The sequence below is a fragment of the Streptomyces sp. NPDC053048 genome (assembly GCF_044547045.1).
Lineage (GTDB): Bacteria > Actinomycetota > Actinomycetes > Streptomycetales > Streptomycetaceae > Streptomyces.
Genome location: NZ_JBITZS010000009.1, coordinates 252,483 through 265,481, shown reverse-complemented (window position 1 = coordinate 265,481; position 12,999 = coordinate 252,483). Strand labels below are relative to the sequence as shown.

General features: G+C 75.4%; 11 protein-coding genes. 6 read left to right on the top strand and 5 right to left on the bottom strand.

The window, feature by feature from the left end:
* Nucleotides 1-18: 18 nt before the first annotated feature.
* The gene (locus ACIG36_RS24940; protein ID WP_399931839.1) at nt 19-159 is read right to left on the bottom strand and encodes a hypothetical protein; all 141 of its coding nucleotides are present in this window, start codon (nt 157-159) and stop codon (nt 19-21) included.
* A 280-nt stretch (nt 160-439) separates the two neighbouring features.
* On the opposite strand from ACIG36_RS24940, the gene ACIG36_RS24935 reads away from it, so the two are divergent.
* Nucleotides 440-2,518: a HelD family protein gene (locus tag ACIG36_RS24935; RefSeq protein WP_399931836.1), complete on the top strand. Its 2,079-nt coding sequence runs from the start codon at nt 440-442 to the stop codon at nt 2,516-2,518.
* Nucleotides 2,519-3,494: 976 nt separating this feature from the next.
* Here the strand turns inward: ACIG36_RS24935 and ACIG36_RS24930 are convergent.
* Entirely contained in the window at nt 3,495-4,193 is a 699-nt protein-coding gene (locus tag ACIG36_RS24930) for a copper homeostasis protein CutC (protein ID WP_399931833.1), read from the bottom strand.
* Between the two features lie 58 nt (nt 4,194-4,251).
* Between ACIG36_RS24930 and ACIG36_RS24925 the strand changes: the two genes are divergently transcribed.
* Nucleotides 4,252-4,896: a hypothetical protein gene (locus tag ACIG36_RS24925; protein ID WP_399931830.1), complete on the top strand. Its 645-nt coding sequence runs from the start codon at nt 4,252-4,254 to the stop codon at nt 4,894-4,896.
* A gap of 84 nt (nt 4,897-4,980) precedes the next feature.
* A complete protein-coding gene (locus ACIG36_RS24920; protein WP_399932306.1) occupies nt 4,981-6,249 on the top strand; it encodes a Cmx/CmrA family chloramphenicol efflux MFS transporter in 1,269 nt (422 codons plus the stop codon).
* On the opposite strand, the gene ACIG36_RS24915 is transcribed toward ACIG36_RS24920, so the two are convergent.
* Both ACIG36_RS24915 and ACIG36_RS24910 read right to left on the bottom strand, forming a co-directional pair.
* Nucleotides 6,228-6,503, bottom strand: a complete 276-nt coding sequence (locus ACIG36_RS24915) for a DUF4031 domain-containing protein (RefSeq protein ID WP_399931827.1) — start codon at nt 6,501-6,503, stop codon at nt 6,228-6,230. The two genes, ACIG36_RS24920 and ACIG36_RS24915, sit on opposite strands and share 22 nt — an antisense overlap.
* An 18-nt stretch (nt 6,504-6,521) precedes the next feature.
* Nucleotides 6,522-6,884, bottom strand: coding sequence for a hypothetical protein (locus ACIG36_RS24910; protein ID WP_399931824.1), 363 nt, complete (start codon nt 6,882-6,884; stop codon nt 6,522-6,524).
* Nucleotides 6,885-6,947: 63 nt separating this feature from the next.
* Here ACIG36_RS24910 and ACIG36_RS24905 point away from each other — a divergent pair, with 63 nt between their 5' ends.
* Genes ACIG36_RS24905 through ACIG36_RS24895 form a run of 3 tightly spaced genes read left to right on the top strand, consistent with a single transcriptional unit; the run spans nt 6,948 to nt 10,373 of the window.
* Nucleotides 6,948-7,853, top strand: a complete 906-nt coding sequence (locus ACIG36_RS24905; protein WP_399931821.1) for a MurR/RpiR family transcriptional regulator — start codon at nt 6,948-6,950, stop codon at nt 7,851-7,853.
* A 43-nt stretch (nt 7,854-7,896) separates the two neighbouring features.
* Nucleotides 7,897-8,832: an N-acetylmuramic acid 6-phosphate etherase gene (murQ, locus tag ACIG36_RS24900; RefSeq protein ID WP_399931818.1), complete on the top strand. Its 936-nt coding sequence runs from the start codon at nt 7,897-7,899 to the stop codon at nt 8,830-8,832.
* A 50-nt stretch (nt 8,833-8,882) separates the two neighbouring features.
* A complete protein-coding gene (locus tag ACIG36_RS24895) occupies nt 8,883-10,373 on the top strand; it encodes a PTS transporter subunit EIIC (protein ID WP_399931815.1) in 1,491 nt (496 codons plus the stop codon).
* Nucleotides 10,374-10,409: 36 nt separating this feature from the next.
* Here the strand turns inward: ACIG36_RS24895 and ACIG36_RS24890 are convergent, their stop codons facing one another.
* Nucleotides 10,410-12,860 (bottom strand): helicase-associated domain-containing protein, encoded by a 2,451-nt coding sequence (locus tag ACIG36_RS24890; protein WP_399931813.1) that lies wholly within the window; start codon nt 12,858-12,860, stop codon nt 10,410-10,412.
* Nucleotides 12,861-12,999 lie beyond the last annotated feature (139 nt).

The window sequence follows — 12,999 nt, the reverse complement described above, 5'->3', positions numbered from 1 at the left end:
CGGGCCCCGCGCCCGTTCTCAGGCCTTGCGCTTGTCGGCGTACTCGCCGAGGACGACGACGCTGACGGCCGCGCCGGCGAAGGCCTTGATGGCGCGCAGGGCCGTGCTCAGGGGTGAGGCTGCGGGGGTGGTGTCGGGGGTGACGGTCGCTGTGGTCATGTGTTCCATGATGGTCTGCGCGCCCGCCCCGGGCATCGGCCTGCCGGTGTAAACGCGCGGGGGCGGGCGTACGACCCGAGGATCATGGCGTGCCCTACGGAAGGTGGACGCCGACCCCGAGACCCCCTGGGGGCACCGGCGAAATCCGTTCGCGCCGCCACCGCCCCGCTGACTAGACTCGCCCCTTCCCGCCGCCTCCCGCCACGCATACGGGAGCGCCGCCGTCCGGTCGGAAACCGGCGGCTTCCGCTCGTTCCGCCGTACGCCTGGAGGCCCCGCCGTGCCCGCGCCACACGTGACCAACGCGAACGATCCCCTCGAGCGCGAGCGCGCCCACCTCACCTCGTCCCGTGCCGCCCTGCGTGCCATGCGGGCCGACGTCGAGGCCCTCGACATCAAGGACGTCACCGCCAACTGGGTCAACGCCGCCGTCCTCGAGCGGCAGATCGAGGACCGCATCACCGCCCTCGCCGACCTCGCGCACACCCCGCTGTTCTTCGGCCGCCTCGACTATCTGCACGCTCCCGGCGGGGAGTTGGCGGAGGGCGCGGAGGACGAGAGGTTCTACATCGGGCGCCGGCACGTCCACGACGCCGCCGGCGACCCCATGGTCATCGACTGGCGGGCGCCCGTCTCGCAGCCGTTCTACCGGGCCTCGAAGAAGGAGCCGATGGGGGTCGGGCTGCGGCGCCGCTTCGGCTACACCGGCGGTGAGCTGACCGCCTACGAGGACGAGGACCTCACCGACGCCTCCGGCGGCGAGCACGCGAGCAGGCTGCTGCAGAGCGAGATCGAGCGGCCGCGCGTGGGCCCGATGCGGGACATCGTCGCCACGATCCAGCCCGAGCAGGACGAGATCGTGCGCGCCGGGATCGGCGGCACGGTGTGTGTGCAGGGCGCCCCCGGGACGGGCAAGACGGCGGTCGGCCTGCACCGGGTCGCCTATCTGCTCTACGCCCACCGCGATCGGCTGGCCCGCACCGGCACGCTCGTCATCGGACCCAACCGGTCCTTCCTGCACTACATCGAGCAAGTACTGCCCGCCCTGGGCGAGTTGAACGTGGCCCAGGCGACCGTCGACGACCTGGTCGCGCACGTGGAGGTGCGCGGCACGGACTCCGCCGCGGCCGCCCGGATCAAGGGCGACGCCCGCATGGCCGAGGTGCTGCGGCGCGCGGTGCGGTCGGGAGTGACGATGCCGGTGGAGCCGGTGGTCGTGGTGCGCGGCGCGCGGCGCTGGCGGGTGCCGGCGTACGAGATCGAGGAGATGGTGCGGGAGTTGCTCGAGCGCGACATCCGCTACGGCGCGGCGCGCGAGGCGCTGCCGCAGCGGATCGCGCACGCGGTGCTCGTACGGATGGAGGAGGCCGGCGAGGCCCCCGACGACCGGGTGCAGGACGCGGTCGCGCGCAACGCGGCCGTGAAGGCGGCGGTCAAGTCCCTCTGGCCGGCCGTCGATCCGATCAGGCTGGTGCTGCGGCTGCTGTCGGACGCGGAGTTCCTGGCGGAGCACGCCGACGGGGTGCTGTCGGAGGAGGAGCAGGGGGAGATCCTCTGGGTGCGGCCGGCCCGTAGCCCGCGGACCGCCAAGTGGTCCGCTGCGGACGCGGTGTTGATCGACGAGGCCGCCGACCTCGTGGCGCGTACGCCCTCGCTGGGCCATGTGGTGCTCGACGAGGCGCAGGACCTGTCGCCCATGCAGTACCGGGCGGTGGGTCGGCGCTGCACGACCGGTTCGGCGACGATCCTGGGCGACCTCGCGCAGGGCACGACACCGTGGGCGACCGGGAGCTGGGCGGAGGCCCTCACCCACCTGGGCAAGCAGGACGCGCGCGTGGAGGAACTGACGCAGGGCTTCCGGGTGCCGCGCGAGGTGATCGCGTACGCGTCGCGGCTGCTGCCGCACATCGCGCCGGGGCTGGCGGCGGCCACGTCGGTGCGGGAGTCGCGGGGCGACTTCGAGGTGCGACGGGTGGGTGGTGCCGGCGGGGCGGACGCGGCCGTGGTGAATGCGGCCGTCGTGGACGCGTGCCGGGAGGCACTGCGGCGGGAGGGGTCGGTCGGACTGATCGCGGCGGACGACCGGATTCCGGAGCTGGGGGAGGCGCTGGGGGCGGCGGGCCTGCCGTACCTCGCGCCGGGCGAGGAGACGTCGGCGGGGGCGCGGCTGACGCTGGTGCCGGCGTCGCTGGCGAAGGGCCTGGAGTACGACTATGTGGTGCTGGACGAGCCGGGGGCGGTGGTGGCGGGGGAGCCGGATGAGCGGACCGGGTTGCGGAGGCTGTACGTGGCGCTGACGCGGGCGGTGTCGGGGCTGGTGGTGGTGCACGCGTTGCCGTTGCCGTTGCCGCTGCGCTGAGCGGGGCCGTGTTCGGGGGGCGGGGCCGTGTGCCGGGTGTGGGCTTGTGCGGGTGCGGGTGCGGGTGCGGGTGCGGGTGCGGGTTCGGGTGCGGGTGCGGGTGCGTTGTAGGGCGGGGCCGGGTCGGTCTGGGCCGGGCCCTTCTGGGGCTGGATTATTTACGGCCCCCCTCCTGCGTAGAGGTGGGCCGGAAGGTCGCCGCAAATAACCCTTACGCCCCTGCCAGGGCCCGTCCCAGCCCGCCCCGGCCCCTCCCGTCGCCTGCCACCTGCCGGCCGGTGGGTGGGGGCCGGCCATGGCTGGGCTCCCCTCCCGCCGGTTCGCCGACTGCCGGGCCGGTGCCCCGCCGGGTGGGTAGGGGAGGTGGGGTTGGGCTTGCCCCTGCCGCAAGTCCGCCGGCTGCCGGGCCGGCCTCCGCCGGGGTGAGTGGGGGAGGGGCTTGCCCGTGCCGCCGGTTCGCCGGCTGCCGGGCCGGCCACCGCCGGGGTGAGTGGGGGAGGCGGGGGTGGGGTCTCCCTTACGCCGGTTCGCCGGCTGCGGGCCGCCGGTTTCCCGCCGGGGTGGATGGGGGAGACGGGGTGGTCTTGGCCTCCGCCGGTTCGCCAACTGTCGGGCCGGTGCCCAGTCGGGTGGGGTGGGGTGCCCCTGCCGCCGGTTTGTGGGCAGTCGTTCCGCTGGGCTGGGGGTACCTCCCAGCGGTAGCGGGGAGCGGGTGCCACCCGCCGGGCCGTACCCGGGACCGAGCCGTACCCGGGGGCCCGGGGTGTGCACCCATCGACCAGGGCAAGGGGCCGACGACGGGAGGGGGCCGGGGGTGGAGGAGGGTGTTCCGGAATGCTGCCGGATATTTGTGGGCCCAAGTTCCGGGCACTCAATGCGTGAGACGGCCACGGGCCCGTAAATATCCGATTCCGGAATACCCTCCGGAGCCCCCGGCCCCCGCACCCACCACAACCCGCACCCGAAAGTCCCGGCCTCAGCCGTCCAGCGCCTCGCGCCACCCCCGCACCGCCGTCGCGTCCACCCGCCCGTCCCACCCCGACGGCCGCGCCGCCCCTCCGATGTGGAACGCCGTGATGCCCGCCTCGCGCAGCACCGGCACATGCTTCAGCCTCAGCCCGCCCCCCACCAGGATGCGCGGCTCGTACCCCGGCTCGTCCCCCCGCGCGGCCTCGCCGCACAGCGTGGCGAGGCCGTCGTCGACCCCAGAGGCCGAGCCGGCCGTGAGGTACGTGTCCAGCCCCGGCTGGTCGGCCAGCTGTTTGCGGACGGCGTCGCGGTCGGCCGCATGGTCGAGGGCCCGGTGGAACGTCCACCGGGCGTCCGGGCCGACGGCGTCGGCGAGGGCGGTGACGGCGGCCAGGTCGGCCCGGCCGTCGTCGGTGAGGAAGCCCAGGACGAACTCCCGCGCCCCCTCCGCCCGCAGCGCCCGCGCCCGCTCGCACAGCGCGGTGAGCGCGGCGGCGCCGCCCGCCGCGAAGCCGTCCGTGGCGCGCAGCATCACCCGTACGGGGATGGTGACGGCGTCGCGCACGGCGGTGAACGTGGCGAGGTCCGGGGTGAGGCCGTCGGAGGCCATGTCGCTGACCAGTTCGAGCCGGTCCGCACCCCCGGCCTCCGCCGCCACCGCGTCCTCGGGACCGAGCGCGATCACCTCAAGAATTGGTCTAGACATGTAGTAAAGCCTGCCACACCCGCAGCCCGCGTATAAAGCCGTACTCCACAATTGACCCATGACAGTCACGCCCGAGCACCTCCGCGCCCGCTGGCAGCAGACCGTCGACCAGGTGCGCGTCACCTCCGAACCGGACCCCGGCCCGTACGCCGACGAGCTGCTCGGCCGGTGGTCGGAGCCGCACCGCCGCTATCACACCGTCGCCCACCTCGCCGCCGTCCTGGGCCACCTCGACGCGCTGGCCGCGCACGCCGACGACATCGAGAACGTCCGCCTCGCCGCCTGGTTCCACGACGCCGTCTACCGCCCCGACCGCTCGGAGAACGAGGAGCGCTCCGCCCACCTGGCCGAGCGCGCCCTGCCCGAGCTGGGCGTGGACCGGGCCCGTACCGCCGAGGTCGCCCGGCTGGTGCGGCTCACCGTCACCCACGACCCCGACGCCGGTGACCGCGACGGCGAGACGCTGTGCGACGCCGACCTGGCCGTGCTCGGCGGCACGCCGCAGGAGTACGCGGCCTACGCGGCCGCCGTCCGCGAGGAGTACGCCTTCGTGCCCGACGACGCCTTCCGCGAGGGGCGCGCCGGGGTGCTGCGGCAGCTGCTGGGGCTGCCGCGCCTGTTCCGCACGCCGCTCGGCCACGACCGCTGGGAACTGCTCGCCCGCCGCAACCTCGCCACCGAGCTGGACCTTCTCACCCGCTGAGACGGCGCCGGGCGGCGGGGAATAGCCCCGTTGGTGATCTTGCTGGCTATGGGTATGCCGTCAGCACCCCCCACCCGTACGTCCATGCCCGTCGCCGTCTACGTCCTGGGCCTCTCCGTCTTCGCCCTCGGCACCTCCGAATTCATGCTGTCGGGGCTGCTGCAGCCCCTCGCCCGCGACATGGGCGTCTCCATACCCCAGGCCGGACTGCTGGTGTCCGCCTTCGCGATCGGCATGGTGGTCGGCGCGCCCGTGCTCGCCGCGGCGACGCTGCGGCTGCCGCGGCGTACGACGCTCGTGGCGCTGCTGGCCGTCTTCGGGCTCGGCCAGGTGGCTGGGGCGCTCGCGCCCTCGTACGGGGTGCTGTTCGCCTCCCGGGTGGTGAGCGCACTGGCGTGCGCCGGCTTCTGGGCCGTGGGCGCGGCCGTGGCCGTCTCGCTCGTGCCGGTGGGCGCGCGGGCGCGCGCCATGGCCGTGATGATCGGCGGGCTGTCGATCGCCAACATCGCGGGCGTGCCGGCCGGCGCGTTCCTGGGCCAGCACGCCGGCTGGCGGGCCGCGTTCTGGGCGGTGGCCGGACTGTCGGCGCTGGGACTGGTGGGCGTGCTGCTGCTCGTACCCGCCACCGCCTCGCCCACCGGCGAGGACGCGCCGCGGCTGCGCAAGGAGCTGACCATCTACCGCGACCGGCAGGTCTGGCTCGCGCTGGTCACCACCGCGCTGAACGCCGCCGCCGTCTTCTGCCTCTTCTCCTACCTCGCACCGCTGCTGACCGACACCGCCGGGCTGAAGGAGAGCTGGGTGCCCAGCGTGCTCGGCCTCTTCGGCGTGGGCGCGCTGATCGGTACGACCATCGGCGGACGCATCGCCGACGCGCACCTGTTCGGGACGATGTACCTGGGCATCGCGGCATCCACCGTCGTCCTCGCCCTGCTCGCGGTGACCGCGCACCTGGCGGCCGCGGCCGTGGTGCTGGCGGTGCTGCTGGGCGTGACGGCCTTCATGACGGCCCCCGCGCTCAACGCGCGCATGTTCAACGTCGCGGGCGCCGCGCCCACGCTGGCCGGGGCCACCACGACCGCCGCGTTCAACATCGGCAACACCCTCGGCCCGTGGCTCGGCGGCCTGGTCATCGCCGCCGGCTGGGGCTACCCGGCGGTGGCCTGGCTGGCCGCGGCGCTCGCCGCCCTGGCCGTGGGCACGACGGCCGTCGCCTCGCGTCTGCACCACGGTGCCTCGCGCGTCGTGGCCCGGTCCGCGGACGGGCTCGCCGATGCGTCCGCCGACAAGGCCGTCGATGCGTCCGCCGGCGCGGCCGCCCTGCCCCTGGTTCAGCCCGCCCGGGGCGAGTAGCGCTTGGGGCGCCGCAGGCCCGCCTCCCGCAGGAGGCGGACCACCTCCTTGCTGCTCACCTCGCGCGCCCCCAGCCGGACGGCGGCCTCGTACGACGTGGACGGAATGTCGTAGTGGTCGCCGTCGAACGCGCGCGGCGGCGCCTCCAGCCGCGCCGCGAAGTCGTGGAGTTCGTCGAACGACACATCGCTGACCAGGTGCGACCACATGCGGCCGTGCCCCGGCCAGTTGGGCGGGTCGATGTAGAGCGTCATCGCGCCGTCATCGCCGCGTCACCGCCGCAGGGCCGACGCCAGCGACCCCACCCGCGCCACCAGCACCGTCTGCTTCGTGCACGCCCAATGCGGGTCGGGGCCCAGCTCCGGCTCGACCTCCAGCGCGTGCGGATCGCCGCTCTCCGTGCACACCGGGCACAGCGGCCAGCGGCCGTGCCGCTCCAGCAGCGCGTCCTGGACGTCCTGGGCGACCAGCCCGGCCAGGAACCCCGCGCCCTCCGGCCACTGCTCCACCCACCAACGCCGGTGCGCGATCGCGTCCTCGACGAGCGAGACGACATCGGCCTCCGCCACGTCGCCCGCGACCAGGTCGGCGAGGACCAGCGCCCGTGCCGCGTGCAGTGCCTGTTCGAGCTCCATACGACCCATTGTCGGGGGCGCGGAGGGTTGACGGCACACCGGCCCGAAAATACCTTTCCCCGTGTGAGCGGCACAGCGAAGGAAACTTTCGGCTCCCCGGCCGCACTGGCCTCCAAGGTCCGCACGCTCGCGCCCTCCATGACGCGCTCCATGCAGCGCGTCGCCGAGGCGGTGGCCGGCGACCCGGCCGGCTCCGCCGCCCTCACCGTCACCGGGCTCGCCGAACGCACCGGCACCAGCGAGGCCACCGTCGTGCGCACCGCCCGCGCCCTCGGCTACCCCGGCTACCGCGACCTGCGCCTCGCCCTCGCCGCTCTCGCGGCCGAACAGGCCGCGGGCCGCGCGCCCGCCGTCACCGCCGACATCGCCGTGGACGACCCGCTGGCCCGCGTCGTCGCCAAGCTCGCCCAGGAAGAGGCGCAGTGCCTGGCCGACACGGCCGCCGCCCTCGACACGGCCGCGCTGGAATCGGCCGTCGGCGCGCTCGCCGCCGCCCGGCGCGTCGACGTCTACGGGATCGGCGCCTCCAACCTCGTCGGCCAGGACCTCGTGCAGAAGCTGCTGCGCATCGGCCTGATCGCCCACGCGCCCGCCGACCCCCACCTCGCCGTCACCAACGCCGTCCAGCTGCGGCCCGGGGACGTGGCGATCGCCATCACCCACTCCGGGCGCACCACCGACGTCATCGAACCGCTGCGGGTCGCCTTCGAGCACGGCGCCACGACCGTCGCCGTCACCGGCCGCCCCGAGGGCGAGATCGCCCAGTACGCCGACCACATCCTCACCACGTCCTCCGCCCGGGAGAGCGAGCTGCGGCCGGCGGCCATGTCGAGCCGCACCAGCCAGCTCCTCGTGGTGGACTGCCTGTTCATCGGCGTCGCGCAGCGCACGTACGACAGCGCGGCACCGGCCCTGTCCGCCTCCTACGAGGCGCTGGCGCACCGGCACGCCCCGCGCGACCGGCGCTGATTCCCCACGGACACCCACTCCGACGGAAAGAGCCCGCCCGCCCATGACCTCGACCGCCGCCTTCGCCGCACTCCGAGCCCAGCTGGCGACGCTCACCACCGAGGCGTTCCGCGCCGACCTCGCCGACATCGACCGGCTGCCGACACAGGCCATCGCCAAGATCATGAACGCCGAGGACACGACGGTGGCCGCCGCCGTCGCCGAACGGCTGCCCGAGATCGCCGCCGCCATCGACGCCACCGCCGACCGCATGGCCCGCGGGGGCCGGCTGGTGTACGCGGGCGCGGGCACCGCCGGGCGGCTGGGCGTGCTGGACGCCAGCGAGTGCCCGCCCACCTTCAACACTGACCCCGCGCAGGTCGTCGGCCTGATAGCGGGCGGGCCCGAAGCACTGGTCACGGCCGTCGAAGGGGCCGAGGACAGCGACGCGCTGGCCGGCGAGGACCTGGCCGCGCTGGGCATCGGGCCCGACGACACCGTCGTCGGCGTCTCCGCCTCCGGCCGCACTCCCTACGCCGTCGGCGCCGTCCGGCACGCCCGTGCCGCAGGCGCCCTGACCATCGGGCTGGCCTGCAACGCCCGCTCCGAGCTGGGGGAGGCGGCCGAGCACGCCATCGAGGTCGTCGTGGGGCCCGAACTGCTCACCGGCTCCACCCGGTTGAAGGCGGGCACGGCGCAGAAGCTCGTCCTCAACATGCTCTCGACCATCACGATGATCCGGCTCGGCAAGACGTACGGGAACCTGATGGTCGACGTCCGCGCCTCGAACGAGAAGCTGCGCGCCCGCGCCCGGCGCATCGTGGCGCTCGCGACGGGCGCGGCGGACAGCGAGATCGAGGCCGCGCTGGCCGCGACGGACGGCGAGGTGAAGAACGCCATCCTCGTCCTTCTGGGCGAGGTCGACGGGCCCACGGCGGCCCGCCTGCTGAAGGAGTCGGACGGTCATCTGCGCGCCGCCCTGCGTTCGGCGTGTGGCTGACGTAGCGTCACCTGGCGTCATGTTCTGATGACGCGATGAAGCAAGGCCTCATGCCAGCAGACGAACCGGCGGACGAACCGGCGCGCGATCCGGCGCGCGATCCGGCGGGCGGCGACGAGTACGGCGCGACGGCCGCCGCGCTGCTGCCCCTGCTCGGCGGCGCGGGCAACGTCGCCTCCGTCGCCGCCTGCATGACCCGGCTGCGCGTGGAGGTGCGGGAGCGTTCCCTGGTCCGGGCCGACGCGCTGCGCGCGCTGCCGGGCGTCCTGGGGCTCGTCGAGGACGCGGAGTCGTTCCAGATCGTGCTGGGGCCGGGAACCGTCGCCCGGGTCGCGCCCCGGCTCGAACGCCTCGTCGCGGCCGAAGGCCTCACCGGCAACGACCTCACCGGCGAGTCGCTGGCCGGGCGCGGCGCCGCCCTGCGGGCCGAGCGCGGCGCCCGCAACGCCACCCCGTTCAAACTCCTGCTGCGCCGCGTCGCGCACATCTTCGTCCCGCTGATCCCCGCCCTGATCGGCTGCGGCATCGTCGCCGGCCTCGCCGGCCTGCTCGCCAACCTGCGCCTGGCCCCCGCGCTCGTACCGGCCCTGACCGCGATCGCCGGGGGCTTCATGTCCCTGATCGCGGTGTTCGTCGGCTATCAGACGGCCAAGGAGTTCGGCGGCACGCCCGTCCTGGGCGGGGCCGTCGCGGCCGTCGTCGTCCATCCGGGTGTCGGTCAGGTGTCCGCGTTCGGCCTCGAGCTCTCGCCGGGGCAGGGCGGGGTGCTGGGCGCGCTGGGCGCCGCGCTGCTGGCGGTGTACGTGGAGAAGGGCTGCCGGCGCGTCGTCCCGGAGGCGGTGGACGTCCTGGTCACGCCGTTCGTGACGGTGCTGCTGCCGGGGCTGGTGACGCTGTACGGGCTGATGTACGCGGCCGGCGCGGTCTCCGGCGCCATCGGGCACTTCGCGGACTGGCTGCTGAGCAGCGGCGGCGCGGCGGCCGGCTTCGTGCTGGGCGGTCTGTTCCTGCCGCTGGTGATGCTGGGCCTGCACCAGGCGCTGATCCCCATCCACACCACGCTCATCGCCGAGCAGGGCCACACGGTCCTGCTGCCCATCCTCGCGATGGCGGGCGCCGGGCAGGTGGGCGCGGCCCTGGCGGTGTACGTCCGGCTGTCGCACAACACCTCCGTACGGAGGGTCATCCGTTCGGCGCTCCCGGCCGGCGTCCTGGGCATCGGCGAGCCGCTGATCTACGGCGTGTCGCTGCCACTGGGGCGCCCGTTCGTCACCGCGTGCGTGGGCGGCGCCTTCGGCGGCGGCCTCGTCGGACTGTTCCACCAGCTGGGCGCCAGCTGCGGTGCGACGGCCATCGGGCCCTCGGGCTGGGCGCTGTTCCCCCTGCTGACGGGCGGTCAGGGACCGTGGCGGGCCGTGGCGGTCTACGGGGCCGGACTGCTCGCCGGGTACGCGGTGGGCTTCGCGGCGACGTACTTCTTCGGCGTGAGCCGGGAGATGGCGGCGGCGGAGGCGGCGGAGAAGGAAGCGGCGACCGGCTGAACCTCCCTCCGCCGCAAGGCCTTTGCGCGCGGCCGTCTACACGTGGTCGTCCGCCAGCTCCGCCACCCCCGTGATGCGGTGCAGCGGATAGGTGCGCACCTCGTCGGCCGTGTGGTCGTACGCCGTCACGAAGCCGCCCTCGACCCGGATCGGGGCGATGACGCGCTGGCTGGCGGCACCGTCCGCGTTGACGTAGCCGATCCACACGGCGGCGCCCGTCAGCACGGCCGCCTGCACCGTGGCCAGCGTGTCGGCCGACGTGGTGCGCGGCAGGCCGCCGCCCGCCGGGGCCGGGGCGGCGACGGGCTTGCGCTGTGCCGTGGACGCCATGTCACCGGCCCGGATGGCGCGGACGGCCGCGCCCAGCAGCGTGGCGTCGGGCACCGGCGGACCCTCCGGGACCGGCACGGGAGGTGTGCGCGGCGGCGTGCGGTGGGTGTCGGCGCGTGTGATCAGGACGTCGCCCTCGGCGGACTCGGCGGCGGGCGCGTAGCCCATCACCCGCAGCACCTCCAGCAGCGTGTCGGGCGCCGCCTGCGCGGCCAGCACGGTCGACGCCAGGCGGCGCAGCCGCAACGGCGCCGAACGCCGGTCGGCCAGGATCTCCGCCAGCATGCCCTCGTCGTCGCAGCGCACGTACGAGGACGCGGCACCCACCCGCAGGTGGCCGTGGCGGCGCGCCACGTCGTCGATGAGGTAGGCGAGCGGCTGCGGCACGGGAGTGCGCGCGTGCGCGCCCAGGAAGGCGTGCAGGTCGGCCGCCGTGCGGCCCGCGTCCAGGGCGCGGCGTACCGACTCGGGCGTGAACCGGTAGACGGTCGCCCCGCCCTTGGACTCGATGTCCGCCAGCACGGCGAGCGTCTGCGCGAGCGGACGGCGCAGCGGGCCGGGCGCCACGGCCGTCAGGTCGGCCTGCAGCAGGACGTGGTCCAGCGGCTCGGGCAGCAGCGGGGCGAGTTCGGCGGCGGCGGCCGCGGGGTCGCTCAGCAGGGTGCGGGCGTGCGCGGCCAGCGCGCCCCGGCTGGTGACGCCCAGCTGTTCGGCCTCCGCCAGCGTCCACATCGCCAGCCGCGCGCGCAGGTCGTCCGTCGCGGAGCGCGGCGGGCGCTCCCAGGACAGCCGGGCCAGCAGCGCCTCCGCCGGGACGGAGGCGCCGGCGGGCAGACCGGCCAGCAGGTCCAGCACGCGGCGGCGGACCTCGGGGGCGGGGCCGCGGTCCAGGTCGGGGCCCAGCGCGGCCAGCGTCCGGCCCTTGGCGTCCTTCTCGCCGGCCAGCCCCGGCGTCCGCGTCGCCGCGAGCCAGGCCGTGGCCAGTGCCGTCCAGCGCTGCTCGGCGGGCAGCAGCAGCCAGTCGTCGTAGGCGGGGGTGGGGGCGTAGCGCTCGTCGACGTCGCCGTCGGAGGCCAGCAGGCCGGCGGCGTGGGCGAGCTCGGCCCAGAACGCCGCGTTCGCCTCCGTCGTGTCGAGGACGGTCGCGGTGCGCTTGAGGTCCCGCACGCTCAGGCCGCCCGCCCGCAGGACGAGGGGGCTCGCGCTCTCCCACTCCTTCAGCAGCTCCTCCACCGTCGTCAGCGCCATGAAGGCCTGTCCGGCGGCGGTCGCGTCGACCACGCGCGCGTTGTGCTCGGTCACGGGGGCCGGCTCGGGGGCCACCGGCTCGGGGGCGCGGTGCGCGCGCCCGGCGCGCAGGTGCAGGGCGACCTCGCGGGGCAGCACCACGCTGCCGGGGGCCGTGGGCAGCAGCAGGCCGCGGTCCAGCAGCCAGCGCAGGTGCGGGGCCGGCTCGGCCGTCACGGTGCCGTGCGGCGGGCCCCACAGCAGTTTGCCGAGGACGGCCATGGCCTCGTCGGGGGCCGGGGCGAGCAGCGCCGCCATGCGCGTGCGGTCCTCGAACAGCTCGGTCAGGGCGGTGACGGCCGTCACCGGGTCGTGGGTGGCGGGCAGGCCCGCCGCGGCGATGATCTCCTGCAGCCGGCCCGGGGACATGCCCGTCACCGCCTCGGCGACCGTGGGGCCCAGCCCGGTGGGCGAGGGGCGGGCAGGCGTGGGCGCCAGCAGCTCGCGGGCGGTGCGCACCAGGCGCAGCCGGTCCTCGCCACCCCAGATCAGGGCCTGTTCGCGCAGGGTGGCGACGGCGCGCGGCAGCTCGGCCGCGATACGCGGATCGTCGGAGGCGGCCCCGGGATCGCCCGTCATGAGGGCGGCCAGCGTGTCGTACGGGCAGGGGTCCGGGGCCACCGCGAGCGCCTCGGCGACCTGCAGGGCGAACCGGTCGAGGTGGTCCAGCGCGCGCAGCACGGAGGCCCGGGTGGCGGCGCGGGTGGCCAGCTGGGTGAGGTCGCCGGGCACGGGGCTGAGCAGGTCGGGACGCGCGCGCAGCAGCCCGGCGAGGTCCTCGTCGGGGCGGCCGCGCAGCTCCTCGGCGAGCGTGCGCGGCCCCGCGCCGGTCCCGCCGCCCGTGCCGCCGGTCTCCCGAGAAGTGGTCATTCTGCTTACGGTACCGGGTCGCCGCGGATCGGCCCCGGCTTCGGACCCGGTTCCGCCCCGCCCGGCCGCGGGCCGGGACCGGAGGGCGGGGAAACCGGTACCTTCGGTGGGGTTCGGCGGCTCGTACGGGCTTGGGGGT

Bases quoted from the DNA above. Each gene is read 5' to 3' on its own strand.
- ACIG36_RS24940 (WP_399931839.1), bottom strand. From the start codon at position 159: ATGACCACAGCGACCGTCACCCCCGACACCACCCCCGCAGCCTCACCC.
- ACIG36_RS24930 (WP_399931833.1), bottom strand. From the start codon at position 4,193: ATGTCTAGACCAATTCTTGAGGTGATCGCGCTCGGTCCCGAGGACGCG.
- ACIG36_RS24925 (WP_399931830.1), top strand. From the start codon at position 4,252: ATGACAGTCACGCCCGAGCACCTCCGCGCCCGCTGGCAGCAGACCGTC.
- ACIG36_RS24920 (WP_399932306.1), top strand. From the start codon at position 4,981: ATGCCCGTCGCCGTCTACGTCCTGGGCCTCTCCGTCTTCGCCCTCGGC.
- ACIG36_RS24915 (WP_399931827.1), bottom strand. From the start codon at position 6,503: ATGACGCTCTACATCGACCCGCCCAACTGGCCGGGGCACGGCCGCATG.
- ACIG36_RS24910 (WP_399931824.1), bottom strand. From the start codon at position 6,884: ATGGAGCTCGAACAGGCACTGCACGCGGCACGGGCGCTGGTCCTCGCC.
- murQ (WP_399931818.1), top strand. From the start codon at position 7,897: ATGACCTCGACCGCCGCCTTCGCCGCACTCCGAGCCCAGCTGGCGACG.
- ACIG36_RS24895 (WP_399931815.1), top strand. From the start codon at position 8,883: ATGCCAGCAGACGAACCGGCGGACGAACCGGCGCGCGATCCGGCGCGC.
- ACIG36_RS24890 (WP_399931813.1), bottom strand. From the start codon at position 12,860: ATGACCACTTCTCGGGAGACCGGCGGCACGGGCGGCGGGACCGGCGCG.